Below are 24,689 nucleotides of genomic sequence, written 5' to 3' on the forward strand. Positions count from 1 at the left end.
CGCAGCCCTAGTCTGGGCGCAGACGAAACCCATGGCCCGCCCTTCTTGAAACCCGACGCCCACGCCAGATTCGAGGACGACCCGACGCACGACGCGGCGTTGGGCGCCCCGCTGGTCGCCTTATGGCATGCGATCTGGGCGGTGGCGGTGGCCCTGACGGCGTTGGCGGCCCAGATGATGGACGGGCTGAAGGACGCGCCGCTGGCCGCCCTGCTGCTGATGGCCTTCCCCGGCGTGTTCGGCGTCGTGCTGATGGTGCGCGACAGCGTGGGGCTGAGGCTGGCCGTCATGGGCGGGTGGATTTTGGCCGCCACCGCCTCGGCCGGCCTGACCGGCGGCGTGACCGGCGCCCTGCCCGGTCTGATCCTGACGCCGCTGGCGGCGGGGATCGCCCTAGATCACGGCGTGCATCATGCCCGCGTCGGCGCCGATCGTCTGACCCGGATGGGCGCCGTTGCGGTGGCCCTGCCGCTGCTGGCGGGGCTGATCTCGACCTGGCTGAACGGGGCGGAGGCGCAAGGCCCCTTGCTGGCCGCCGTGTCGGGCCTGCTGGCCATGGGCGCGATCATCGCCGCCATGCGCCTGACCTGGAGCGCGCGCGAGCGTCGTCTGGCCGAAGCGGAAGAACAGGCCGCCCGGATCGCAGCTCTGCTGGAGGATCAGCCGGCCCTGACCCTGCTGCTCGATCCGTCGGGCCGCGCGGTCGCGACCTGGGGCACGCCGCCGCCCGCCCTGTCGGTGCTGGCGCTGACCGAACAGGGCCTGATCTCGGCGGTGCATGCGCCGGATCGCCCGGCCGTGTCCGCGGCCCTGTCCCGCGCCCTGTCGGGCCAACAGGTCGAGGTCCAGTTCACGCCGCGCATCGCCCTGGACCGTCGTGTCGTCATGATCCTGGGCCCGTTCCAGCATGAGGCGGACCGCCCGCGCCTGATCGCCCAGGCGTTCGACGGCACGGCCCAGTTCGCCCGCGAGCTGGGGCTGGAGACCGCCCGCGTCGAGGCCGAGGCCCAATCGGCCGGCAAGACCCGCTTCCTGGCCAATATGAGCCACGAGCTGCGCACCCCCCTGAACGCCGTGCTGGGTTTCGCCGACATCATGCGCCAGAAACTGTTCGGCCCCCTGCCCGAACGCTACGCCGGGTACGCCGACGCCATCCACCAGGCGGGCGGCCACCTGCTGGACCTGATCAACGACGTCCTGGACCTGTCCAAGATCGAGGCCGAACGCTACCAGCTGGCGATGGAGACGTTCGACGCCCGCGACGCCGTGTCCGCCGCCGTCGCCCTGGTCCGGCTCCAGGCCGACGACAAGGGGGTCGAGCTGGCCGCCGTCCTGCCGTCCGAGCCGATCAAGGTCCGCGCCGACGCCCGCGCCCTGAAGCAGATGGCGCTGAACCTGCTGTCCAATGCGGTCAAGTTCACCCCCGCCGGCGGCTCGGTCACCATCACCCTGGACGCCGACGGCCCGGATCTAGATCTGGCCGTGTCCGACACCGGCGTCGGCATCGCACCGCAAGACCTGCAACGCCTGGGCCGCCCCTTCGAACAGGCCGGCGGCGCCGACCAGAAAGCGCAAGGCACCGGCCTGGGCCTGTCCCTGGTCCGCAGCCTGACCGAACTGCACCGCGGCCGCATGACCATCGACAGCACCCTGGGCGAAGGCGCGGCGGTGATGATCCGGCTGCCGGTGATGGTGACGGCAGGGTCGCTGGATCCGCAACCGAGCGAAGCGCCGCCTGCGACGGTTGAGGCCTGAGCGTCAGCTTTGAGTTGTGAGAAAACGCGCGTATCTCTAGCAGTCTATGCAGAATGCCACTCTGTCTTGAGGCCCTGATATCCGCACAAAGCCGAAGCTTGCCATGCCATTGGGCCTGACGGTGGGGCTGATTGGACTGCTGTTGACGACTGCGCCAAGCCTGATCGGATCTGCCGCAACCCTGTTCGGTTGGGCGCGGTGCCCCGAGGAACTCAGCCTTGTCGTCGTCGCGCTCGGGCTGGTGCTGGCGCTGTCTGGCCTCGCCCTCACCCTGCGTGGGCTGCTAAAGGCAGCGAAGCCGAACGCGTCCCGTAAAGCCGACCCGACGCGTCGCGCCCCCTAAACCTGCCCCATCGCCAGGAAGGCCCTACCCGCCGCGAAATCCCCCGCCTCGAAGGTGGAGCGGGCGATGCTGCCGTCGCGGAACAGGAATTCGACGGTGAAGACCTCGCGCGGGTCCAGGGCCGACAGGGCGTCGGCGGCGGCGGCGGGGAACAGCCAGGCCTGACCGGCCGGGCGACCTTCGGGCAACAGCATCGTATCGGCGCTGGTCACGCCGGCGGCCCAGAAGGCGCGGCGTTGCGCGGCGGGCGGCAAGTCGTGCGACAGCCACGGACGCGGCGCCACCGTGTGGTCGCGCATCACCACCCGCACCCCGGTCGGTCGCGAGCGCCCTTGCCAGGACACTACGGCCGCCAGTTGATCGGGCCGGTCCATGCCGCCCACCACGCCGAACCGGACGGGCGAGGCGCCGGTCACGGTCGCCTGCATCAACCGCCAGGTCGGGCGCGCATAGGCGGCGCGATCCGCGCTCCACTTTCGGCGATCGCCCGGAAACTCCATCCGCGTCGTGCGCGACCAGCCGGAAAAGGCGGTCTGGACCCGGCCCTGAACCGTCTTCAGATCGGTCGAGCCGCACGGCGTCGTGTTCGCCCGCGCCCGCGCCCGCTGGGCCGTCTCAGCCAGTTGCCGGTCGTTGGACCCCGCGCGCAGGGCCGCGCCGCGCGCCTGCCAGGCGGCGGCCGTCAGGGCGGCGGTCAGTTGCGGCTCGAACAGGCCGCAGCGGTCGTTGGCGGCCAGCACGAAGCTGCGCTCATAGAAGCGGTCCTGCGGCGCGGCGAAGGCTGCGACGGGCGTCGCGGCGATCAGCACGGCCGACAGGAAACCTCTGGCTTGCCGGGGGGAAAGGCCTATCCTCATGCCCCGACCCTAGCGCGCCAGGGTTGGGGTTCCGTGTTCGAGCAGGGTTAGCGAATTGCTTCTTTCCAGCGACCTGTGGGTCAGCGCCCTGATCCGCCGCGCCCAGATCGAGGGCGCCTATGCGACCGTGGTCAAAAAGGGCGACGCCCGCGCCGGCTCGGTCATCGTCAAGGCCTACGACACCTCCACCCGCACCGCCCGCCTGTTCACCGAAGCCTTCGGAACCGACGGCGACCGCCTGTGGATCCAGCCCGTCACGTCCGACAGCGAAAGCGAACTGGACGCCTATATCGCCCGACAGAGGGGGTATGACCCGGACCTGTGGGTGGTCGAGATCGAGGACAAGCAGGGGCGGCACTTCATCACGGAGACGGTGCAGGGATAGATCGGCTCAAGAAGCCGCCACGCCATCTCGCTCCAGCTTTAGGGCGGCATCGCGCTCCGCCCTTGCCTTGATGATGCCGAGCACATTGTCATGGATATCGCCCATCATCAGTTCGCCCCAAAGTCTCGCGTACGGGTTCACATGCGTCTTGGCGACATAGCGGGTCGTCAGGGTCAACTCGGTCTGATGAGGCGAGATGCGGCGCAGCACATAGTCTCCGGATTTGATCGTCAGAAACTCGCCGTCCGGCGAGATGTGCTTGTCGGTGTAGTCCTGGACCGAACTGTTGGTGAAGTTGAAGTCCCAGCCCAACTTACGGCCCGGCGCCCAGGCGACGATCCGCTCCTCGAAGTTGACGTGATCGCCCCAATAGGCCGTTCTGACCGCTCCCACGCCGGAGCCGACAAGGCGGGATTCCGTCGGCCGCGGGATGCCGATCACGTCGTGGCTGATGGTCCAGCGGCCCTCGTCTGCGCGAATGTCATGGCTGGCGACGGCGTAGGGCCAGATGTCCTCGGGCGCGGCGCGCACGATAACCGCGCGGCTGACCGCGACAGCCTCATGGGGCGTCGGAAGCTGCGCCTCCACCATGGCCGCCGCCAAGGGAATGATCAGAAAGCTAGATTGCAGCGTCTTGCCACGACGATGACGCTGAGAGCGCATGATAAACGCCCCAGCCCAACCGCTGACGAGCCAGACGGGCGACAGCATGACGATGCAGATGACGCCCTCCTGGAGGACGAAATAGGAGGCCAGGCAGACCACGACCCCCAGCAGGCAGGGGACAAGCCAGTAAAAGCTGGTCGTTCGCGTTCGATCCGGATCGCCGATGTAGCAGATCAAAGCGCATAGGACGGCCGGAAGCAGAGCCAGAAACCAGATACTGGCGAACCAGATCGAGCCTGACTTCGATGCAGACAGCAGCAGAAATGCGCTCAGGGCGATCGCCAGCGCAAGGCCGAAGCCAGACAGAAGGCGTTTATGCAGTCTGCGCTTCTGCGTCGTTACGTTGTCGTCGACCACGACCAGCTCCGTCTTTTGTTTCTGTAAAAAGAGAAATCACAGGCCAAATGGATTAAGATCCGCGATCCTTCGGCCCCACAAACTTCAGAAGGCTCACGACTTTCGACCCCATGCGGATCAGTCGCATCAGTGTTTCGGGAGGGACGCCGAGCATCTGCTGATACCAGCCGTCGACCGTGTTGACGAACCCTTGGAGCCGCTCCAGACGCGCACGCACCTCGGGACTTATGCCTGCCCCCTGACCGTCGACGCTGGCGACTGCATCATTGATCGCCGCGACCATCGGGTCGATCTCGCGGGCCTTGCGACCCTGCGCCACCTTGGTCGCCATCTGCCAGAGATCGGTTTCGGCCTCGTAGTGATCGCGGCGGTCACCCAGGACCGGAACGCGGTGGATCAGCTTCCACGTCAGAAGTTCTTTGAGGCTGTTGGACACATTCGACCGCGCCAAACCCAGGGTCGTCGCGATGTCCTCGGCCGTGAGAGGTTTCTCGCTGAGATACAGAAGCGCCTGAATCTGAGCCACGGAACGGTTCACCCCCCACTGACCGCCAAGGTCGCCCCAGCGCAGCACGATCTGCTCCACAGCCAGCGGCAATGATCGGTCATTGGTTTCTGTCATGACAGAAATAAACGACGAACGACGTTTTGAGTCAACTGGTGGATCCCTAGCCCTACCCCTTGCGCCCGTCGAAGTCCGCGCGCGCCGCCTCGATGCGGTCGATGTTCTTTTCGGCCCAGGTCCAGACGCCGCAGAACGCTTCAGCCAGGGTGAAGCCCAGGTCGGTCAGGCGGTATTCAACCTTGGGCGGGATGACGGGGTGGACGGTGCGGATCACCAGGCCGTCGCGCTCCATCTGGCGCAGGGTCTGGGTCAGCATCTTCTGGCTGATGCCCCCGACCAGTTCGCCGACGCGGGTGAAACGGGTCTCGCCGTGCTCGGCCAGAACCTCCAGGATCAGCATGGTCCATTTGTCGGCGACGCGGCCGATCACGTCGTTGACCAGGGCCTCTACCCGCGGATCGGCGACCTCGCCGGTCTCGGGATGAGCAATTCTTGCAGGCGGAAGCGCCGTCATAGTCATTTCTTTCCGGACGGTAAGTAGGGCGGTTTCAAGTGCCTACTTTCGGTTGGAGAGTGAACGGCATACCTCGCTTTCATCGCTGACGCATCCCCAGGAGACGATCATGAACATCACCGGCAACACCATACTGATCACCGGCGGCGGCACGGGCATCGGCCGAGCCCTCGCCGAGGCGCTGCACGCGCGCGGCAATCAGATCATCATCACCGGCCGTCGCGAAGGCGTGCTGAGAGAGACGGCGGCCGCCAATCCCGGCATGGCCTGGGCGACGCTGGACATGGAGGACGCTGCGGCCGTCGCCGACTTCGGCGCCCAGGTCGTCAAGGACCACCCCGCCCTGAACGCCGTCATTCTGAACGCCGGCATCATGAAGGCAGAGGACCTGAAGGCCCAGCCGTTCGACCTGGCCGTCGTGGAGGCGATCATCGCCACCAATCTGTTGGGGCCGATCCGCCTGACGGCCGCCCTGTTGCCGCATCTGACGGCCCAGCCGAAGGCGACGGTGATGACGGTGACCTCGGGCCTGGCCTTCGTCCCGCTGACGGCGACGCCGACCTACAATGCGACCAAGGCGGCGTTGCATTCGTGGAGCCAGTCTCTGCGGCACCAACTGGCGAACACTGGGGTCGAGGTGCTGGAGTTGGCCCCTCCCGGCGTGGCCACCGACCTGATGCCGGGCCATGCGGAAAACCCTGCCTCCATGCCGCTGGCCGACTATACGGCCGAGGTGATCGGCCTGATCGAGCGTGGCGAGACCCCGCGCGGCGAAATCCTGGTCGAACGAGTCAAGCCGCTGCGGTTCGCTGAGGCAAACGGCTATGAGGCGGTGTTCGAGCAGTTGAACGGCGCGCACTAGACGGGATCATTCCCGGTCAAAAGCGGTCAGGGTCGGCGGGACAAGCCGCCGATCCAACGACCGAAGGCGGCTTTGCGACCCGGCGATGCCATCAAGCAGCGCACCCCGATGGCCCTTTGTGCGTTACATGCAAAGCTGAAGGAGCGCGTTTGATGGCCGCCGAAAAGACCGCTATCCTCTACCGAATGGTTATGGAAAAGCACGTTTGCCCTTGGGGTCTGCGCGCCAAACATCTGCTGAAGAGCCAGGGCTTAGTCGTCGACGACCGCTGGCTGATTACGCGCGAACAGACCGACGCCTTCAAGGCCGAGCATGGCGTCAAGACGACGCCGCAGACCTTTATCAACGGACAAAGGATCGGCGGCTACGACGATCTCAGGCGTGTCCTGGGCAAGCCGGTCAAGGATCCGAACCGCAAGACCGATACCCCGGTGCTTGTCGTATTCGCCGTCACGGCCCTGATGGCGATCGCCGCCAGTTACGCCGCCGGGACGTTGCTGACGATGCGGACGCCCGAGTGGTTCATCGCCTTTTCCATGTGCGCCCTGGCGATGCTGAAGCTGCGGGATCTGGACGGATTCGCCACCATGTTCCTGGGATACGACCTGCTGGCGCGACGCTGGGTGCCGTACGCCTACATCTATCCGTTCGTCGAGCTTGGGGCCGGCGTCCTGATGATCGCGAACGTGCTGACGTGGCTGTCGGCGCCGGCGGCCGCCTTCGTGGGTCTGATCGGAGGCTGGTCGGTGTTCAAGGCCGTCTACATCCAGAAACGCGAACTCAAATGCGCCTGCGTCGGCGGCGACAGCAATGTGCCGCTCGGTTTCCTGTCCCTGACCGAGAACGTGATGATGGTCCTGATGGCGGCGTGGGTGGGCTGGATGGCCTGGGCCTGAGGCCTCACCTCAGACCAGCAGCGCCGATCAATCCTCGTCCATCTTCAGGGCGGCGATGAAGGCTTCCTGCGGAATCTCGACCTTGCCGAACTGGCGCATGCGCTTCTTCCCCGCCTTCTGCTTTTCCAGAAGCTTCTTCTTGCGGGTGGCGTCGCCGCCGTAGCATTTCGAGGTCACGTCCTTGCGCAGGGCGCGGACGGTCTCGCGGGCGATGATCTTGCCGCCGATGGCCGCCTGGATCGGGATCTGGAACAGGTGGGGCGGGATCAGTTCCTTCATCTTCTCGACCATGCCCCGGCCGCGCGTCTCGGCGCGGGCGCGGTGGACCAGCATCGACAGGGCGTCGACCGGCTCGGCGTTGACCAGGATGGACATCTTCACCAGGTCGCCGACCTTGTATTCGGTGATCTCGTAGTCGAACGAGGCATAGCCCTTCGAGATCGACTTCAGCCGGTCGTAGAAGTCGAACACCACCTCGTTCAGCGGCAGCTCATAGACCACCATGGCGCGGTTGCCGACGTAGGACAGTTCGATCTGCTGGCCGCGACGGTCCTGGCACAGCTTGATGACGCCGCCCAGGTATTCGTCGGGCGTCAGGATGGTGGCCTTGATCCAGGGCTCGGCGATGGTCTCGATCTGCATCACGTCGGGCAGGTCGGCCGGGTTGTGCAGGTCCATTTCGGAGCCGTCGCGCAGGCCGATCTTGTAGACGACGGACGGCGCCGTGGCGATCAGGTCGAGGTTGAACTCGCGGCTCAGGCGCTCCTGGATGATCTCCAGGTGCAGCAAACCCAAAAAGCCGCAGCGGAAGCCGAAGCCCAGCGCCGCCGAGCTTTCCATCTCATAGGTGAAGGAGGCGTCGTTCAGGCGCAGCTTGCCGATCGCGGCGCGCAGGTCCTCGAAGTCGGCGGCGTCCACCGGGAACAGGCCGCAGAAGACCACCGACTGGACTTCCTTGAACCCCTTCAGCGGCTCGGCGGTCGGCTTCTTCTCATCGGTGATGGTGTCGCCGACGGCGGCGTGGGCCACTTCCTTGATCTGGGCGGTGATGAAGCCGACCTCGCCGGGGCCGAGCTGGTCCACGGGCGTGTTCTTGGGCAGGAAGACGCCGACCCGGTCGATCAGGTGGGTCGAGCCGTTGCGCATCATCTTGACCCGCATCCCGGTCTTCAGCACGCCGTCGAAGACGCGCACCAGCACGACGACGCCCAGATAGGGGTCGTACCAGGCGTCGACCAGCATGGCCTTCAGCGGCGCGTTCACGTCGCCCTTGGGCGCCGGCAGCTTGGTCACGATGGCCTCCAGCACCTCCTCGATGCCGATGCCCGACTTGGCGCTGGCCAGGACCGCTTCGGAGGCGTCGATACCGATCACGTCCTCGATCTGGGCGCGCACGCGGTCCGGCTCGGCGGCCGGCAGATCGACCTTGTTCAGGACCGGGACGATCTCGTGGTTGTTGTCGATGGCCTGATAGACATTGGCCAGGGTCTGGGCCTCGACCCCTTGCGAGGCGTCCACGACCAGCAGCGAGCCTTCGCAGGCGGCCAAGGACCGGCTGACCTCATAGGCGAAGTCCACGTGGCCCGGCGTGTCCATCAGGTTCAGGATATAGTCCTGCCCGTCCTTGGCCCGATAGGTCAGGCGCACGGTCTGGGCCTTGATGGTGATGCCCCGTTCCTTCTCGATCTCCATATTGTCGAGCACCTGCTCGGACATCTCGCGCGCGGTCAGGCCGCCGGTGTGCTGGATCAGGCGGTCGGACAGGGTCGACTTGCCATGGTCGATGTGCGCGACCACGCTGAAGTTGCGAATGTTCGAGATCGGGGGAGTCGTCATCCGCGCGCCCCTATCACGCGCGGGCGCTGGGGACCAGACGCGGCACGATCCGCAGCCAGCACGGCCGCGTATTACAGCTTGGCAATGATGGCGTTTGTCTTTGAGCGCGGCCCTGGGACGCTATAAGGGAAACAGCCATCGCCTGATCGCTCTTCAAGGACGTTTTTCGTGCTCCAGACGACCCGACCCACACTTCTGGCCGGTGCGGCCGTTCTGGCCGTCCTGCTGCTGGCCGGCTGCGGCGGCGGAGACGACAAGAAGGCCGACGGCAAGGAGGCGGCCGGCGCGCGCCAGACCGTGACCGCCGCGACCGTGACCCAGATCAACCTGGCCCGCACGGTCAACGCCTCGGGCTCTGTCTCCGCCTGGGAAGAGGTGCCGGTGGCGGCCGAGACCGGCGGCCTGACCGCCGTCGCCGTCTATGTTGACGAAGGCTCCTACGTGCGTCAGGGCCAGCCGCTGGTGCAGATGAACGACGTCCTGCTGCGCGCCCAGCTGCGCCAGCAGCAGGCCCAGGTGCAACTGGCCGAGGCCAATGTGGCGCGCGACAACGCGGCGCTTGATCGCGCGCAGCAGCTTAAGGAACGCGGCTTCCTCAGCCAGGCGTCGCTAGACACGGCCCTGGCGAACCAGCGCAGCTCGAACGCCAATCTGGCCGCCGCCCGCGCGGCCCTCAGCCAGACCCAGACCCAGTTGTCACAGGCGACCATCCGCGCGCCCGTCAGCGGCCTGATCATCAGCCGTAGCGTCACCAAGGGCCAGATCATCGCCGCCGGGACCGAACTGTTCCGCATGGTGCGCGACGGCCGGCTGGAACTGGACGCCCAGGTGCCGGAAACCGAACTGTCGCTGGTCCGCGCCGGTCAGTCCGCGATCGTGACCTCCAGCGAGGCCGGCCAGACCACCGGCTCGGTCCGGATCGTCACGCCCGAGGTGAATGCGCAGACCCGCCTGGGCCTGGCGCGCATATCCCTGGCGCCCGGCGCCCAGCTGCGGCCCGGCATGTTCGCCCGCGCCGAGATCGCCGTCGGCGATCAGCCCGCCCTGGTCGTGCCGTCCTCGGCGGTCGTCTATCGCGAGGCCAAGGCCGGCGTCTATGTCGTGGGTCAGGGCGATGTCGTCCGCTTCGTCCCGGTCACGACCGGCGTTCGCAGCGGCGACCGCGTCGCGGTCACGGGCGTCCAGGCCGGTCAGCGCGTCGTGGTTCAGGGCGCAGGCTTCCTGGGCGAAGGCGACCATGTGACGGTGGCCCCGGCCACGGCGGCGCCCCAGGCGGCGGCGCCCGCCGCCCCTGCCCCCGCCGCTGCAGCCGCGCGCTAGGATCGGACCGATGGGCTTTCAGAACATCTCGTCCTGGTCGATCAGGAACCCGATTCCCATCGTCCTGCTGTTCGTCGTCCTGACGATCGCGGGGACGATGAGCTATTTCAAGCTCAGGACGAATAACTTCCCCGACGTGGATCTGCCGGTCGTCGCCGTCACGGTGGTCCAGGCCGGCGCCGCCCCGACGGAGATGGAGACGCAGGTCACCCGCTTGGTCGAGGATGCGGTGGCGGGCCTGGGCTCGGTCAAGCACATCACCTCGGTCGTCAACGAGGGGGTGTCGACCACCTCCATCGAGTTCCAGCTGGGCGTGAACCTGGAGAAGGTCACCAACGACGTCCGAAACGCCGTCAGCGGCATCCGCCAGAACCTGCCCGCCGACGTTCAGGAACCGATCGTTCAGCGCATCGAGTTCACCGCCATCCCCTTCGCCAACTTCGTGGTGCGGGCGCCGGGCATGAGCCCCGAGGAGCTGAGCTGGTTCGTGGACAACACCGTGGCCAAACGCCTGTTGTCGGTGCGCGGCGTCAGCCAGATCAGCCGTGACGGCGGCGTCAGTCGTGAAATCCGCATCAAGCTGGACCCCGCGCGGCTCGCCGCCTCGGGCGTGACGGCGGCCCAGGTGTCGAACCAGCTGCGCGCCTCCAACATCAACCTGCCGGGCGGCCGCGGCGAGATCGCGGGCGAGGAGCAGGCCATCCGCACCGTCGGTTCGGCCAAGTCGGTCGAACAGCTGCGCGAGACCCTGATCCCCATCGGCAGCCGCAGCGTGCGGCTGGGCGACCTGGGCCAGATCACCGACGAATGGTCCGAGCCGCGCGGCCGCGCCCGCTTCAACGGTCAGGAAGTCGTCGGCTTCGGCGTCTCGCGCGCCATCGGCTCGTCCGAGGTGGACGTCTATGACCGCGTCAAGGCCGAGATCGAGAAGCTGGACCAGGAGCGCGGCGACGTCGCGATCGAGGAGGTGGCCAACACCACCGAGGACGTCGTCAACAACTTCCACGCCTCGGTCGAGACCCTGGTGCTGGGCGCCCTGCTGGCGATCGCGGTCGTCTTCATCTTCCTGCGGGACTGGCGCGCGACCCTGATCGCGGCGGTGGCCATGCCGCTGTCGCTGATCCCGACCTTCTGGGTGATGGACCTGACGAACCAGTCGCTGAACGTCGTGACGCTGCTGGCCCTGTCGTTGACCATCGGCATCCTGGTCGACGACGCCATCGTGGAGATCGAGAACATCGTCCGCCACATCCGCGACGGCAAGGCCCCCTACCCCGCCGCCATCGAGGCGGCCGACGAGATCGGCCTGGCGGTCATGGCGACGACGGCGACCCTGATTGCGGTGTTCGCCCCCACCGGCTTCATGCCCGGCGTCGTCGGCCAGTTCTTCAAGAGCTTCGCCATCGCCACCTGCGTCAGCGTTCTGTTCTCGCTGCTCGTGGCGCGAACCCTGACGCCGCTGATGGGCGCCTATCTGCTGAAGCGCGACCAGGGCAAGGAGCATAAGGACCCGTTCTGGATGGGGCCCTATCTGAAGGCCCTGAACTGGGCGCTGGGCGACGACTGGCGCAAGCGTCGGGCCGAGCACCATCCGCACGCCGGCTGGTTCCGCCGCAAGGTCGCGGACCGGATGTTCGATCACCGGCTGTGGGTGCTGGGGATGGGGATCCTGTTCTTCTTCGTGTCGATCTTCCTGGCGACAAAGCTGCCGGGCGAGTTCATTCCGGTCGAGGACATCTCGCGCTCCACCGTGACGGTGCAGTTGCCGCCGGGCGCGACCCTGGCCGAGACGGATTCGGCCGTGCAACGCATCAACCGCGAACTGATGAAACGGCCAGAGGTCGCGTCGGTCTATTCGTCCGTCGGTTCAGCGACGACCAGCTTCGGCCCCGGCGGCGGCGGTTCGGCCGGCGAGGTGCGCAGCGCCAATCTGACCGTCAATCTGGTCGGGCGCTGGGATCGCAAGCTGAACCAGCAGGAGTTCGAGCGCGACATGGGGCCGGTGTTGCGCCAGATTCCCGGCGCGCGGATTCAGTTCGGCGCCGCGGGCGGCGGCGGTGGGTCCAGCCTTCTGACCATCGCCCTGGTCGGGGACGACCCCAATGTGCTCGAGCCGGCGGCCGCCAGGGTCGAGCGCGAGATGCGCAACATTCCGGGCCTGTCCAATGTGGTGTCCTCGGCCTCGCTCGTGAGGCCGGAAATTCTGGTCACGCCGCGCGCCGACGTCGCCGCCCTGCAGGGCGTGTCGACCCAGGACATCAGCCAGGTGGCGCGCGTCGCCACCCTGGGCGACGCCGATCAACTGTTGCCCAAGTTCAATTTGGGTGACCGCCAGGTGCCGATCCGGGTCATGCTGACGGAACAGGCGCGTTCGGACCTGGGCGTGCTGGAAAACCTTCAGGTGCCGACGGCGTCGGGCGCAACGGTGCCCCTGTCGGCGGTGGCGGACATCACTTTCGGCGCCGGCCCCAACCAGATCAATCGTCTGGACCGGCTGCGGGTGGCCAACATCACCGCCGAACTGACCGGCCTGACCCTGAGCCAGGGGACGCAGGCGGTGAACGATCTGCCGGCGATCAAGTCCCTGCCGCAGGGCGTCAGCCAGAAGCCGTCGGGCGACGCCGAAAGCTTCCAGGAGCTGGGCATGGGCTTCGCCTTCGCCATCATCACCGGCATTCTGCTGATGTATGTCGTGCTGGTCCTGCTGTTTAAAAGCTTCTTCCACCCGATCACCATCCTGGCGGCGCTTCCGGTGTCGTTCGGGGGCGCCTTCTTCCTGCTGCTGGTGACGGGCAAGTCGCTGTCCATGCCGGCCCTGATCGGCATCATCATGCTGACCGGGATCGCGGCGAAGAACTCCATCCTGCTGGTCGACTACGCCATCATGGCGATTGACAAGGGGATGAACCGCCACGACGCCCTGATGGACGCGGCCCACAAGCGGGCGCGGCCGATCATCATGACGACCATGGCGATGGGACTGGGGATGCTGCCCATCGCAGCGGCGTTCGGCGAAGGCACCGCCTTCCGCTCGCCCATGGCTATCGCGGTCATCGGCGGGCTGATCACCTCGACCGCCCTGTCGCTGCTGTTCGTGCCGGTGGTGTTCAGCCTGATCGACGGGGTGAAGCGCCGCCTGGAAAGCCGAATGGACAAGATGTTCCACGGCCAGCACGGGCATGAGGAGCCGGCGGCGACGGAGGATCGCCCGGCCTGATCCGCCCACGACGCTTGAACGACCAAGGCCCGGCGGAGCGATCCGACCGGGCCTTTCTTTGGACGCTGTGGCGTCTGCGATCTAGGGCGTGACCGGCGCGCTTGGCCAGGACAGGCGAGCGATCGCGCCGGGCGAGGCGGCCCGCAGCGACCATTCTCCGCCGAGCTGTCGCGCCAGGGCCGTGATGATCCGCAGGCCCAGGCTGGTCGGTTCGCCGCTCGCCTCCTCGGAAAGGCCGACGCCGTCGTCGGCGACAGTCAGGGTGCGGACGGCGCCGTCGTCGCACAGGTCTATCGCGATCCGGCCCGGCCGGTCGGGGAAGGCGTGCTCCAGCGCGTTGTTGACGCATTCCAGCATGATCAGGACCACGGGCGTGGCCTCCTCGGCCGACAGAACCACGTCGCCGCTGGAGATGGAGACAATCACGTCGTCACGCGCGGCCGCCGTCAGCGCATCGTCGACGATCGATCGCGCCAAATCCTGAAAAGCGGTGTTCTTCTGGTCTGCGTCGGCCAGACTGCGCTGGATGCGGGCCACCAGACCCGTGCGGGACGAGGCGTCGGCCAAAGCCTTTCTGGCGCCTGGGTCGGCGGCGGCGCGCGCCTCCAGGCCCAACAAGGCGCTGACCACCTGAATATTGTTCGACACCCGGTGCTGCACTTCTCTGAGCAGAATGTCGCGGCTTTCCGCGAGCGCGGCGTTGCGCTCGACTTGGCGCGCCAGCCTGGCCGACGCCTTGTCCATGCCGACGATGAAAAAGATGTCGACGGCGACGACAAAGGCGTAAAAGCCGATGGCGACGAAGGTCGCGACGCCCAGGTCGAAGCCCGGCGGGCCGATCCAGAACCACCAGGCCGACAACCCCGACAGGGTCGCTGTCAGGACCGCCGGGCGCAGGCCCGCATAGAAGGCGACCAGCACGACGGCCGGGAAGAAGGTCAGATAGGGAAAGCCCGGCGGAAACCAGGGCGCCAGCCCATAGCGCAGCCCAAAGGCGACGGCCCATGCGGTGATCGCAAAGGCGTAACCACGCCAGATTGGATAACGAAGCGCCTGATGACGCATAGGATTCCTCAATGGACGCCGAGCGTCGGTGAACCGGTGTATCGAGCAGCGAAAGCGCCGCGTCCAGCCCAGCTTGGTGACCAAAGCGGGTTAAAATGACGGTAGCGGCGGCCTAGCCGGCGTCTCACGACCATCCGTTGCTCTGTCAGCCATTCCATCCAAGAAAAAGGGCCGGCCGGTTTCCCGGTCGGCCCTTGGTCGTTCAGCCTTGAAGGCTGGCGATCAGTATTTGACCTTCAGCGTCACGCCGTAGGTGCGCGGGGCGCCGAGGTAGGCGTTATACGTCGCCGTATCGGTGGCCATATTGTAGTAGGTGCCGTCCGCCTGAGGCGTCGTGGTGTTGGTGAAGGCCGTACCCTGCAGCGGGGCGGCGAAGCCGACCTGGGTGTATTCTTCTTCCAGCAGGTTCTGGCCCCAGACCTCCAGAGTCCAGCGTTCGTCCGCCGAACCGATCGAGACCCGGCCGTTGACGACGGTGAACGCGTCCTGGTTCTTGTACGGCAGCAGGTCCGAGCCGGTGTTGTATTCGGTCGAATATTTGGCCGACAGGTTGAAGCCGCCGCGCAGGCCGCCGCCCAGTTCGCGGTCGAACGCCAGTGCGCCGGTCAGCGACCATTCCGGAGCGAACGAAGCACGCGCGCCCGGCAGCAGCGACAACTGCGGGAAGCGGCCGGGGCTGGACAGGTCGCCCGCGCCGAACACGCCGTATTTGGCGTCGGTGTAGGTCACGCCGCCTTGGAAGCTCAGGCCCTCGACCGGGGTGAACCAGACCATGTCGGCGTCGACGCCGCGCGATTTCAGCTCGGGAATCGATTCCACCACGAAGGCGGTACCCAGGAAGGTGTTCAGCTGGAAGTTCTCGAACTTCTGGTCGAAGTAGGTGACGTTCAGCAGCATGGTGCGGTCGAACAGGGTCGTCTTGATCCCCGCTTCATAGCTGTCGACGGTCTCGGCCTCGAAGAACAGCGAGGCGTCCGGCGTCACGCCCGTCTGCACCCGGTCCATATTGTAGCCCGCGCCCTTGTAGCCGCGCGCATACGAGCCATAGACCATGATCGACGGATTGAAGCGGTAGGACGCCTTGATCGTGCCCGACAGGTCGGTGTCGCTGAACTTCTCCTGGATCCGGCGACCGTCGTACTGCGGATTGGACCAGGGCAGGCACAGCAGGCCGAGCGCAGCGGCCGGGGTGCGGACATTGGCCGTCCCAGGGATGCCGGACGCCGGCAGCGTGGGAGCCAGGTTGTTGGTCAGGGCGCCGCCGCAGGCCGCGCCGTTGGCGCCCAGGTTGTCCTGGATGCCCAGCAGACGCTTGCTGTCGTAGGTGTAGCGCAGACCCAGGTTGATATCGAAGGCCTCGGTCACCCGGTAGGTGTTGTTGGTGAAGACGGCGACCGATTCCGAACGTTGCGAATAGTGGTCCTCATAGGCCTTGCCGACGCCGAAGGTCGGGGCGGTTGCCGACGGCGGAACCAGACCGACGGCGCATAGGGCCGTCCCTACTGGCAGCGGCAGTTGCGCGGTGGTCGCCGTGTTGACCAGCAGGCCCTGCGGGTTGGTGAAGCAGCCAATCCGACCGGGGTTTGGCCCGCCCAAGGCCGCCGGCACGCTGGCCGTCAGCAGCAGGGAGGCGAAGGCGTTGTAGTCCGAGCCGTAGACATAGCTGTCGTCGCGATAGACGCCTTCCTTGGTGGCGAACAGACCGACCAGCCAGTCCAGCTTGTCCGACGTGCCGGCCAGGCGGAACTCCTGCGTCAGGTTGTCGACGCCGTAGCCGTTGGAGCCGTCGTTGGCGCGGTACAGGATGTCGGCGCCGGTGTAGTCGAGGTCCATCCCCTGCTGGAACGACCAGTCGCGCCACGAGGTCTGCGACGTCAGGGTGGCGTTGATGCTGGGGAAGTCGATGGTGGCTTCCGCCGACAGACCCATGTCCTCGATCTCTTGCGGCGTCTCGCGGTTCGAATAGGCCAGGCGCGAGAAGGGCACCGTGCCGAAGCCGGCGACCGGCGGACGCTGGCCCGGGCCGTTCGGCGCGGTCAGGGCGGCGATGAAGGCCTGCGACGGGCCGACGCGCGTCTGCACGGCGACGCAGCAGTATTCCTCGCGCTTGGTGTAGTCGGCGATCAGGCGCACCGAGACGTCGTCGCTGGGCAGGATCAGCAGCTGGCCGCGCGTGGTCCAGTAGTCCTGGGTCTGGTCGTCCTTGCGGGTGTTGGGGCCGTCGCCGTTATTGACGTCGTAGAAGCCGTCACGCTCGCGGTGCGCGACGAACAGGCGACCCGCGATCTGGTCGGTCAGGCCCCCGGTGACGGACACCGAACCGCCGATGGCGCCGAAGTTGCCGGCGGTCAGTTCGCCCGAGATCGACGGGTCGAACGAGGGGCGCTCGGTGATGATGTTGATGACGCCGGCCGAGGTGTTCTTGCCGAACAGGGTGCCCTGCGGGCCCTTCAGGACCTCGATGCGGCTCAGTTCGCCCAGATCGCCGAAGCCGACCGAGTTGCGCGAGCGATAGACGCCGTCGATCACCACGCCGACCGAGCTTTCCAGGCCGGGGTTGTCGCCGACGGTGCCGGCGCCGCGGATGCGCACGGTGGTCGAGGCTTCCGACTGGGTCGAGGTGACGGTCATGCCCGGCGTCAGGATCTGCAGATCCTTGATGTCCTGCACGCCCGCGCCGTCCAGGATTTCCTGCGACAGGGTCGTGACCACGATCGGCACGTCCTGCAGGCTCTGCTCGCGCTTCTGGGCGGTGACGATGATGTCATCGACGCTGGCGGGCGCTTCCTGCGCGGCGGCGACGCCGGCGAAGCCCATCACGGCGGCGCCCATGACGGCGGCGGACACAGTGGTCCTGAGTTGAAGATTGCGGCGCATAGGCGTCCTCCCGGCTGAAGCCGCGACGCCATGGGCGATCGCAGCGTTTCCTGTTCCCTCGACGTCCCCTACGTGGGGGATCATTCGTTAGGGACAGGCTAAGCGCGGTTCGGGCCGACCGACAAGCGAGCGTTGTTACCCGCGACCATTTTTCGCCGTGGATTCGCCTTTGTGTGTCGAGGAAGCGACAGAAAACGCTGACGCTAGGTCAGTTTTTGCCCGTCTTTCGGCCCCAGAGGCTCCACCTCGGGCTGTAAGGCGGCGGGGTCGATCTCACGACCGCGACCGGCGAAACCGAGCACCAGGGCCGCCGCGATCGCCGACAGGATCGAGCCGCCGATGACGCCCAGCTTGACCTCGACCTGTTCGGGCGAATCGACCGCGCCGGGGAAGGCCAGGACGCCGATGAACAGGCTCATGGTGAAGCCGACCCCGCACAGCAGGGAGACGCCATAGACTTGCAGCCAGCTGGCGCCCGTCGGCCGCGCGCCGATCCTCAGCGCCGAGGCCATCCAGGCGGCGCCCAGGACGCCGATCTGCTTGCCGAAGAACAGGCCCAGCGCGATGGCGATGACCAGGGGCGCGAACGCCTGCTCCAGCGACAGGCCGGCGAAGGAGACGCCCGCCTTGGCGAAGGCGAACAGCGGCAGGACCAAAAAGGCGTTCCACGGATGCAGATCGTGCATCGCCTCCTTCAGCGGGCTCTGGCCGTCTTCGGCGCGGCCCTTGATCGGCACGATCATGGCGAAGGCCACAGCGGTCAGGGAGGTGCTGAGCCCCGACAGCACGGTCAGATACCAGACCAGGGCGAACCCCAGCACCCAGAAGGGCGAAGGGATGCGGATGCGGTGCGCCGCGACCGCACCGATCGCCAGCGCGCCCAGCGCCCAGAACAGCGGCGTCCAGTTCGCGCCCTCGCTGAACAGCACGGCGATCAGGGCGATGGCGCCAAGGTCGTCGACGATGGCGAGGGTCAGCAGGAAGACCCGCAACGACGAGGGCAAGCCCTTGCCGACAAAACCGAAGATGGCCAGCGCAAAGGCGATGTCGGTCGCCAGCGGGATGGGCCAGCCCGCATGCGGCGCGCCGATGGCGCCGGACAGCAGCAGATAGACCGCCGCCGGCCCCGCCATGCCTCCGAGCGCCGCCAGCACCGGCGTGGCGAGTTTGCGCGGGTCACTCAGTTCGCCGCGCACGATCTCGTATTTGATCTCCAGCCCCACGACGAGGAAGAAGATCGCCATCAGACCTTCCTTGATCCAGTCGGAGATCGTCTCCTCCAGCCGGATCGGACCGATCTGCAAGACGTGGTAGCTCTTCAGCCAGGCGAAATAGTCGGCCGACCAGGGCGAGTTGGCGATCGCCACGGCGGCGATGGCGGCCAGCGCCAAGGCCGAGCCGGATGCGGCCTCGGTCTTGAGGAAATCAAGTGTCAGTTTGCGCGCCACGGCGGCCTCCTAGCGAACGGAAGTTTCGTCGTGACGCCAGGTTATCGACGGGCGTCGGACCGGATTCGCCGCTCGGGTGTCGAGCGCGCCAGCCTGGCCGCGCGGAGCGGCCTGATCTCTGGGCACAAGAATACGGAACCCGGACGAAGGTTCAACCCCAACCGTCGCCGTAAGACGACTTGCGAAACCGGCGCGGCCGCCGCACCTAACCCTAATGCCCGTCTCCCCCGCCTACCGCCCCGAACCGCGCTTCTTTGATTTGGGCGCGGACTATGCCGATGCGGTTCAGGCCGCGGACTTTCCGAAGACGGTCCTGCGGTTTCGCAACGACCGGGCGGCGGCCGAGGTCGGGCTGGAGGGGTTGAGCGAGGCGGAATGGATCGGCGCTTTCGGTCGGTTCGAGCCTCTGCCGGGGCAGCCCGGTCCGATCGCCATGCGCTATCACGGGCATCAATTCCGGCACTACAATCCCGATCTGGGCGACGGGCGCGGGTTCCTGGCGGCGCAGATGCGCGACGCCTCGGGTCGGCTGATGGATCTGGGCACCAAGGGCTCTGGCCAGACGCCGTGGTCGCGTGGCGGCGATGGGCGGCTGACGCTGAAGGGCGGGGTGCGCGAGGTGCTGGCGGCGACGATGCTGGAGGCGCAAGGCGTGCCAACCAGCCGCGCCTTGTCGCTGATCGAGACGGGCGAGGCGCTGGAGCGCGGGGACGAGCCGTCGTCGACGCGGTCGGCTGTTCTGGTGCGGCTGTCGCACAGCCATGTGCGGTTCGGGACGTTCCAGCGCGCGGCCTATCTGGGGCGCAAGGACCAGATCGCGGCGCTGATCGAACATGTGCGCAGCCTGTATCATCCGGACGTGGCGACCGGCGATGCGCCAGGTCTGCTGCGGGCTGTTGTCGAGGCCTCGGCGAAACTGACCGCCCGCTGGATCGCGGCCGGCTTCGTGCACGGGGTGCTGAACACCGACAATCTGAACGTCACGGGCGAGAGCTTCGACTATGGCCCCTGGCGGTTCCTGCCTGAATACGATCCGGCTTTCACCGCCGCCTATTTCGACCAGACAGGCCTTTACGCCTTCGCGCGCCAGCCGGAGGCGGTGTTCTGGAACCTGACGCAGCTGGCCGGATGTCTGAAACTGGTCGCCGAGGTCGAGCCTTTGACCGATGCGCTGAACGGCTTCGGCCCGGCCTATATCCGCGAACTGCGCGCCGCCTTTTTGATGCGGCTGGGCGTCCACAGCCTGGGCGAGGCGGCGGATCAGCGGCTGGTCGATACGACCCTGACCCTGCTGAGAGAGGGCGGCACGGCCCTGCGGTGGGAGCCGCTGTTCTTCGACTGGTTCGGGGGCTTCGCCTCCTCGGCGCGCGCCTTGTCGGGACCGCGCGCGAAGCATTACCAGGGCGAGGCCTTCGACGCGTTCCGCTTCGCCTTGATGGAACACGAGCCCGACCGGATCGAACGGCTGGAACACCCGATGTTCGCCGCGCGCGAACCGGAGGAGATGCTGATCGACGAGGTCGAGGCCATCTGGGCCGCCATCGCGGACGCCGACGACTGGACGCCCTTCCAAGCCAAGCTGGATCGACTGGAGGCGGCGCGTCTGGCCTGGGGCTTCACGGCCTGACGTCGAACCTTACGAAAGCTTCATCTCGTTTATCGATAATTTTCTTGCCCGTTTATCGATAAATCCATATCGATAGTCACCAAGGCGGTCGCGGAGGGTGACCCGAATGGAAGGGCTTTCGAGATGAAGATGATCGGCAAATATTCCGTCGCCAGCGCCCTGCGTTGGCTGCTGGGCTTCGTCAATGTGTTCGTCATGATCGGCGCCATCGCCACGATCCTGGTCTTCCTGTTCACCCTGATCGTGCCCAGCTTCGGCGCCGGCCTGATCGACGGACTGAAGGGCGTCAGCGTCGAGCCGCACAGCAACCTGCAATGGACCGGACGTCTGACGCTGCTCGGCGCGGCGATGGCCTGCGGCTTCACCTGGTGGATCATCAACCGGCTGCGGCGCATCCTGCTGTCGGTCAATCAGGGCGACGCCTTCGAGTTCGCCAACGTCAAACGGCTGCAAGGCGTGGGCCTGGGCCTGATCGGCATTCAGCTGACGGCGCTGCTGCTGGTCTTCGTCGCCCCGCAAAGCATCGGCCAGTCGCCGTCCGACTACGACTTCGACCTGGGATCCTGGCTGGGCATTCTGGTGGTCTTCATCCTGGCCGAGGTGTTCCGGCAGGGGTCGGCCATGCGCGACGAACAGCTGACCACGGTCTGAGGAGCGCGCGCCATGATCATGATCCAACTGGACCGGCTGCTGCTCGAACGCCGGATGTCCCTGACCGAACTGTCCGACCGCGTCGGCGTCACCCTGGCCAATCTGTCGATCCTGAAGACCGGCAAGGCCCGCGCGGTGCGCTTCTCCACCCTGGACGCCCTGTGCCGCGAACTGGACTGCCAGCCTGGCGACCTGATTGTCCAGACGCCGGGGCCGCAGCCCGAAGACTGAAATCGCGCGTTGCAAATCCTTGTGGGGCATTGGGAATCGGCCCAATGCCCCCGGCCCGTAACAGAAAGTCATCAGCTGATGTCATCAGGTGATGTCATCGCATGATGACAACCGTCTGAAGCGCCGCTATATAGGCTTCAGCGAACGGCTCCTGAGGTCGGATCGCAGCCGTTCATGACCTTCAGGCGTCCCCCCCGATGACCATATCGACCTTCACCACCGCGCCGTCGCGCAACCGCGCCGCCTACGCCAACATCGCCCTTTGGACGCTGCAGGGGTGGATCGCGATGTTCTTCATCGCCGCCGGCTACGCCAAGCTGACCGAGCCGATGACCAATCTGATCAATCTGATGGGCTGGCCCGCCGTCGCGCCCGAGAACATGGTGCGCGGCCTGGGCGTGGTCGAGATCGTTCTGGCCATGGGCGTGCTGAGCCCGCTGATCTCGTGGCGAGCGGGTCGCCCCCTGCTGCTGACCGCGGCGGTCGGCCTGATCGTCATGGAAGCGGCCATGATGACGATCCACGCGCTGAGCCAGGACTTCGGACTGGCGGCGGTCAACGCGGTCCTGCTGGCCATCACCGTCCCCGTGCTGCTGGGCCGCCGCAAAGCGTAACCTGAAAAAGATCGAACGCCGGACCCCTCTCCCCCCCCTGCAGTCCGGCGTTTGCGCCCGGAGCTTCCCCCCAGGCTCCGGGCTTTTTCATGCCTGATCGTCGGGGCGAAAGAAAAAGCTTACCCTTACGTGCGCGTAAGCGTCTTCCCTTTACGCGCACGTCAAGTTATGAAGGCGTATGGCCACCGCCGACGACCACCGCACCTATTCCATTCGCCAGCTGTGCCGCGAGTTCGGCGCAACGGCGCGCGCCCTGCGATTCTATGAGGACAAGGGCCTGCTGACGCCCGCGCGCAAGGGCCAGACCCGCGTCTATGACGCGCGCGACCGCGCCCGGCTGAAACTGATCCTGAGGGGCCGCCGCATCGGCTTCACCCTTCAGGAGATCCAAGACATGATGGATCTCTATGATCAGAAGGATCACAACGTCCATCAGATGGCCGTGGCCCTGGTGCGGCACCGCGCCCAGATCGCGGCGCTGAAACAGCAGCTGGAAGATATCGAAGGCGCCATCGAGACGGCCGAACAGGCCTGCGCCTGGATGGAATCCAAGCTGTCCGAACACCGCCCCGACCTGCTGCCGGGCGCCGAAGATTATGAGAAGCTGCTGCGCGCGCGTCTCAACCACGACCACCACCACCCCTTCAAAGCAAGAGCGTAATCCATGGCCTACAAGGCGCCTGTCCGCGACTTCACCTTCATCCTGAATGAAGTGCTGGAGATCGACCGCTACACCAACCAGCCGGGCTTCCAGGACGTCTCTTCGGATCTGGTCAGCCAGATCCTGGAAGAAGGCGCCAAGTTCGCCGACGAGGTCATCGCCCCGATAAACAATCCGGGCGACAAGGAAGGCTGCCACTGGGCCGAGGGCGGCGTGGTCACCGGACCCAAGGGCTGGAAGGAAGCCTACAAGGCCATGTCAGAAGCGGGCTGGATGGCGCTGGCCGCCGACCCGGCCTATGGCGGTCAGGGCATGCCCAGCGTGGTGGCCTCGGCTTTTGGCCAGATGACGGCGGGCGCATCGGCCGCCTTCTCCATGTATCCCGGCCTGACGGCCGGCGCCTATGCCGGCATCCACGCCAATGCCTCCGAAGAGCTGAAGCAGAAATACCTGCCCAAGATGGCGACCGGCGAATGGTCGGGCACGATGAACCTGACAGAGCCCCAGTGCGGCACGGACTTAGGGCTGGTGCGCACCAAGGCCGTGCCGAACGGCGACGGCTCCTATTCGATCACCGGCCAGAAGATCTGGATCTCGGCGGGCGAGCACGACTTCGCCGACAACATCATCCACACGGTGCTGGCCCGCGTCGAAGGCGCGGTTCCGGGCATCAAGGGCCTGTCGCTGTTCGTCGTGCCCAAGTTCCTGGTCAATGAGGACGGTTCGCTGGGCGAGCGCAACAGCCTGGAATGCGCCGGCCTCGAGCACAAGATGGGCATCCACGGCAACGCCACCGCCGTCATGCAGTACGACGGCGCCAAGGGCTGGCTGATCGGCGAAGAAGGCCGCGGCATGAACAATATGTTCGTCGTGATGAACGAAGCCCGCCTCGGCACCGGCCTGCAGGGTCTGGCCATCGGCACCGCCGCCTATCAGGCCGCCGTCGAGTTCGCCAAGGACCGCCTGCAAGGCCGTTCGCTGACCGGACCGAAGAACCCGGACGGCCCGGCGGACAGCATCATGGTCCACCCCGACGTGCGCCGCATGCTGCTGGAATCCAAGGCCTTCGTCGAAGGCGGCCAGGCCTTCATCCTGTGGACCGCGCTTCACGCCGATCTGGAGAAGTCCGAGGACGCCGCCGTGGCCCAGAAGGCCAAGGATTACATGGGCCTGCTGACGCCGGTGCTGAAGGCCTATCTGACCGACAAGGGCTTCCACGTCGCCTCGCTGGGCATGCAGGTGCATGGCGGATCGGGCTACACCGAACACTTCACCGCCTCGCAGTATCTGCGCGACGCCCGCATCACCATGATCTACGAGGGCACCAACGGCATCCAGGCGCTGGACCTGGTCGGCCGCAAGCTGCCCGCCAACGGCGGCCGCGCCATCATGACCTGGTTCGGCGAGATCGACGCCTTCGTCGCCGAGAACAGCGGCAATGAAGCCATCAAGCCCTTCGTCGACGGCCTGGCCGACGTGAAGGCCAAGCTGCAGGACGGCACCATGTGGCTGATGCAGAACGGCATGGCCAATCCAGACAACGCCGGCGCCGCCTCGACCGACTATCTGAACGTCTTCGGCCTGACGGCGCTGGCCTATATGTGGGCGCAGATGGCCAAGGTCGCGCAAGCGCAGGTCGAGGCCGGTTCGACCGACCCCTACTACGCCAACAAGCTTCAGACCGGCCGCTACTTCGTCGAGCGCATCCTGCCCGACGCGGAAGCCCATCTGAAGAAGATGAAGACCGGCGCCGACGTGCTGATGGCCATGCCGGCCGAGGCGTTCTGAGGCTGAACCGTCTCCTCCCCGCTCTGCGGGGAGGTGGCGCGGCGTCTCTTCGGCGTCGTGACGGAGGGGCTCTTTCCGTCGCTCATTCCTGAAACCCAGCGTTGGACAGAGCCCCTCCACCGCTTCGCGGTCCCCCTCCCCACGGAGTGGGGAG

21 protein-coding genes are annotated in these 24,689 nt (G+C 66.5%); 13 read left to right on the forward strand and 8 right to left on the reverse strand.

The genetic code is table 11. The features are described from left to right. The first annotated feature begins 45 nt into the window (after positions 1–45). Positions 46–1,755 (forward strand): sensor histidine kinase, encoded by a 1,710-nt coding sequence (locus tag JX001_RS15000; protein WP_241004676.1) that lies wholly within the window; start codon positions 46–48, stop codon positions 1,753–1,755. 103 nt (positions 1,756–1,858) lie between these two features. Further along, positions 1,859–2,098, forward strand: coding sequence for a hypothetical protein (locus JX001_RS15005; RefSeq protein ID WP_205681621.1), 240 nt, complete (start codon positions 1,859–1,861; stop codon positions 2,096–2,098). Here JX001_RS15005 and JX001_RS15010 read toward each other — a convergent pair. Next, entirely contained in the window at positions 2,095–2,955 is an 861-nt protein-coding gene (locus tag JX001_RS15010; protein ID WP_205681622.1) for a hypothetical protein, read from the reverse strand. The genes JX001_RS15005 and JX001_RS15010 overlap by 4 nt on opposite strands. A 55-nt stretch (positions 2,956–3,010) precedes the next feature. On the opposite strand from JX001_RS15010, the gene JX001_RS15015 reads away from it, so the two are divergent. Then, a complete protein-coding gene (locus JX001_RS15015) occupies positions 3,011–3,340 on the forward strand; it encodes a DUF1491 family protein (RefSeq protein WP_017505859.1) in 330 nt (109 codons plus the stop codon). A 6-nt stretch (positions 3,341–3,346) separates the two neighbouring features. Here the strand turns inward: JX001_RS15015 and JX001_RS15020 are convergent, their stop codons facing one another. The 3 genes from JX001_RS15020 to JX001_RS15030 form a co-directional block, all read right to left on the reverse strand. Next, the gene (locus tag JX001_RS15020) at positions 3,347–4,363 is read right to left on the reverse strand and encodes an SRPBCC family protein (RefSeq protein ID WP_205681623.1); all 1,017 of its coding nucleotides are present in this window, start codon (positions 4,361–4,363) and stop codon (positions 3,347–3,349) included. A 52-nt stretch (positions 4,364–4,415) separates the two neighbouring features. Beyond that, positions 4,416–4,961 carry a GbsR/MarR family transcriptional regulator gene (locus JX001_RS15025; protein WP_205681624.1) on the reverse strand — a complete coding sequence of 182 codons (546 nt, stop codon included), beginning with the start codon at positions 4,959–4,961 and terminating at the stop codon, positions 4,416–4,418. 76 nt (positions 4,962–5,037) lie between these two features. Further along, positions 5,038–5,442 carry a winged helix-turn-helix transcriptional regulator gene (locus JX001_RS15030; protein WP_241004677.1) on the reverse strand — a complete coding sequence of 135 codons (405 nt, stop codon included), beginning with the start codon at positions 5,440–5,442 and terminating at the stop codon, positions 5,038–5,040. A 109-nt stretch (positions 5,443–5,551) separates the two neighbouring features. On the opposite strand from JX001_RS15030, the gene JX001_RS15035 reads away from it, so the two are divergent. Both JX001_RS15035 and JX001_RS15040 read left to right on the forward strand, forming a co-directional pair. Beyond that, a complete protein-coding gene (locus JX001_RS15035; protein ID WP_205681626.1) occupies positions 5,552–6,304 on the forward strand; it encodes an SDR family oxidoreductase in 753 nt (250 codons plus the stop codon). Positions 6,305–6,456: 152 nt separating this feature from the next. Further along, entirely contained in the window at positions 6,457–7,200 is a 744-nt protein-coding gene (locus JX001_RS15040; protein ID WP_205681627.1) for a MauE/DoxX family redox-associated membrane protein, read from the forward strand. A gap of 27 nt (positions 7,201–7,227) precedes the next feature. Here the strand turns inward: JX001_RS15040 and lepA are convergent, their stop codons facing one another. After that, entirely contained in the window at positions 7,228–9,036 is a 1,809-nt protein-coding gene (gene lepA / locus JX001_RS15045) for a translation elongation factor 4 (protein WP_055754055.1), read from the reverse strand. Positions 9,037–9,204: 168 nt separating this feature from the next. Here lepA and JX001_RS15050 point away from each other — a divergent pair, with 168 nt between their 5' ends. Together JX001_RS15050 and JX001_RS15055 are read left to right on the forward strand one after the other, a co-directional pair. Further along, on the forward strand, positions 9,205–10,356 hold the full coding sequence (locus JX001_RS15050; protein WP_205681628.1) for an efflux RND transporter periplasmic adaptor subunit: 1,152 nt from the start codon (positions 9,205–9,207) through the stop codon (positions 10,354–10,356). A 10-nt stretch (positions 10,357–10,366) separates the two neighbouring features. After that, the gene (locus JX001_RS15055) at positions 10,367–13,573 is read left to right on the forward strand and encodes an efflux RND transporter permease subunit (RefSeq protein WP_205681629.1); all 3,207 of its coding nucleotides are present in this window, start codon (positions 10,367–10,369) and stop codon (positions 13,571–13,573) included. Between the two features lie 81 nt (positions 13,574–13,654). Here the strand turns inward: JX001_RS15055 and JX001_RS15060 are convergent, their stop codons facing one another. The 3 genes from JX001_RS15060 to nhaA form a co-directional block, all read right to left on the reverse strand. Next, positions 13,655–14,638, reverse strand: coding sequence for a sensor histidine kinase (locus JX001_RS15060; protein WP_205681630.1), 984 nt, complete (start codon positions 14,636–14,638; stop codon positions 13,655–13,657). A gap of 222 nt (positions 14,639–14,860) precedes the next feature. Beyond that, positions 14,861–17,515, reverse strand: a complete 2,655-nt coding sequence (locus JX001_RS15065; RefSeq protein WP_205681631.1) for a TonB-dependent receptor — start codon at positions 17,513–17,515, stop codon at positions 14,861–14,863. A gap of 203 nt (positions 17,516–17,718) precedes the next feature. After that, positions 17,719–18,963 (reverse strand): Na+/H+ antiporter NhaA, encoded by a 1,245-nt coding sequence (gene nhaA, locus JX001_RS15070; protein ID WP_241004678.1) that lies wholly within the window; start codon positions 18,961–18,963, stop codon positions 17,719–17,721. Between the two features lie 214 nt (positions 18,964–19,177). On the opposite strand from nhaA, the gene JX001_RS15075 reads away from it, so the two are divergent. The 6 genes from JX001_RS15075 to JX001_RS15100 all read left to right on the forward strand — a co-directional run bounded on the left by JX001_RS15075 (position 19,178) and on the right by JX001_RS15100 (position 24,535). Beyond that, positions 19,178–20,590, forward strand: a complete 1,413-nt coding sequence (locus JX001_RS15075; protein WP_205681632.1) for a protein adenylyltransferase SelO family protein — start codon at positions 19,178–19,180, stop codon at positions 20,588–20,590. Between the two features lie 123 nt (positions 20,591–20,713). Then, on the forward strand, positions 20,714–21,241 hold the full coding sequence (locus tag JX001_RS15080; protein WP_205681633.1) for a DUF2975 domain-containing protein: 528 nt from the start codon (positions 20,714–20,716) through the stop codon (positions 21,239–21,241). A gap of 12 nt (positions 21,242–21,253) precedes the next feature. Next, positions 21,254–21,472: a helix-turn-helix domain-containing protein gene (locus tag JX001_RS15085; RefSeq protein ID WP_039244779.1), complete on the forward strand. Its 219-nt coding sequence runs from the start codon at positions 21,254–21,256 to the stop codon at positions 21,470–21,472. Positions 21,473–21,669: 197 nt separating this feature from the next. Then, on the forward strand, positions 21,670–22,086 hold the full coding sequence (locus tag JX001_RS15090) for a DoxX family protein (protein WP_205681634.1): 417 nt from the start codon (positions 21,670–21,672) through the stop codon (positions 22,084–22,086). Between the two features lie 178 nt (positions 22,087–22,264). Beyond that, positions 22,265–22,747: a MerR family transcriptional regulator gene (locus JX001_RS15095; protein WP_039244783.1), complete on the forward strand. Its 483-nt coding sequence runs from the start codon at positions 22,265–22,267 to the stop codon at positions 22,745–22,747. Positions 22,748–22,750: 3 nt separating this feature from the next. Beyond that, on the forward strand, positions 22,751–24,535 hold the full coding sequence (locus tag JX001_RS15100; protein WP_205681635.1) for an acyl-CoA dehydrogenase C-terminal domain-containing protein: 1,785 nt from the start codon (positions 22,751–22,753) through the stop codon (positions 24,533–24,535). Positions 24,536–24,689: the final 154 nt, after the last annotated feature.

Source organism: Brevundimonas fontaquae (assembly GCF_017086445.1).
Lineage (GTDB): Bacteria > Pseudomonadota > Alphaproteobacteria > Caulobacterales > Caulobacteraceae > Brevundimonas > Brevundimonas fontaquae.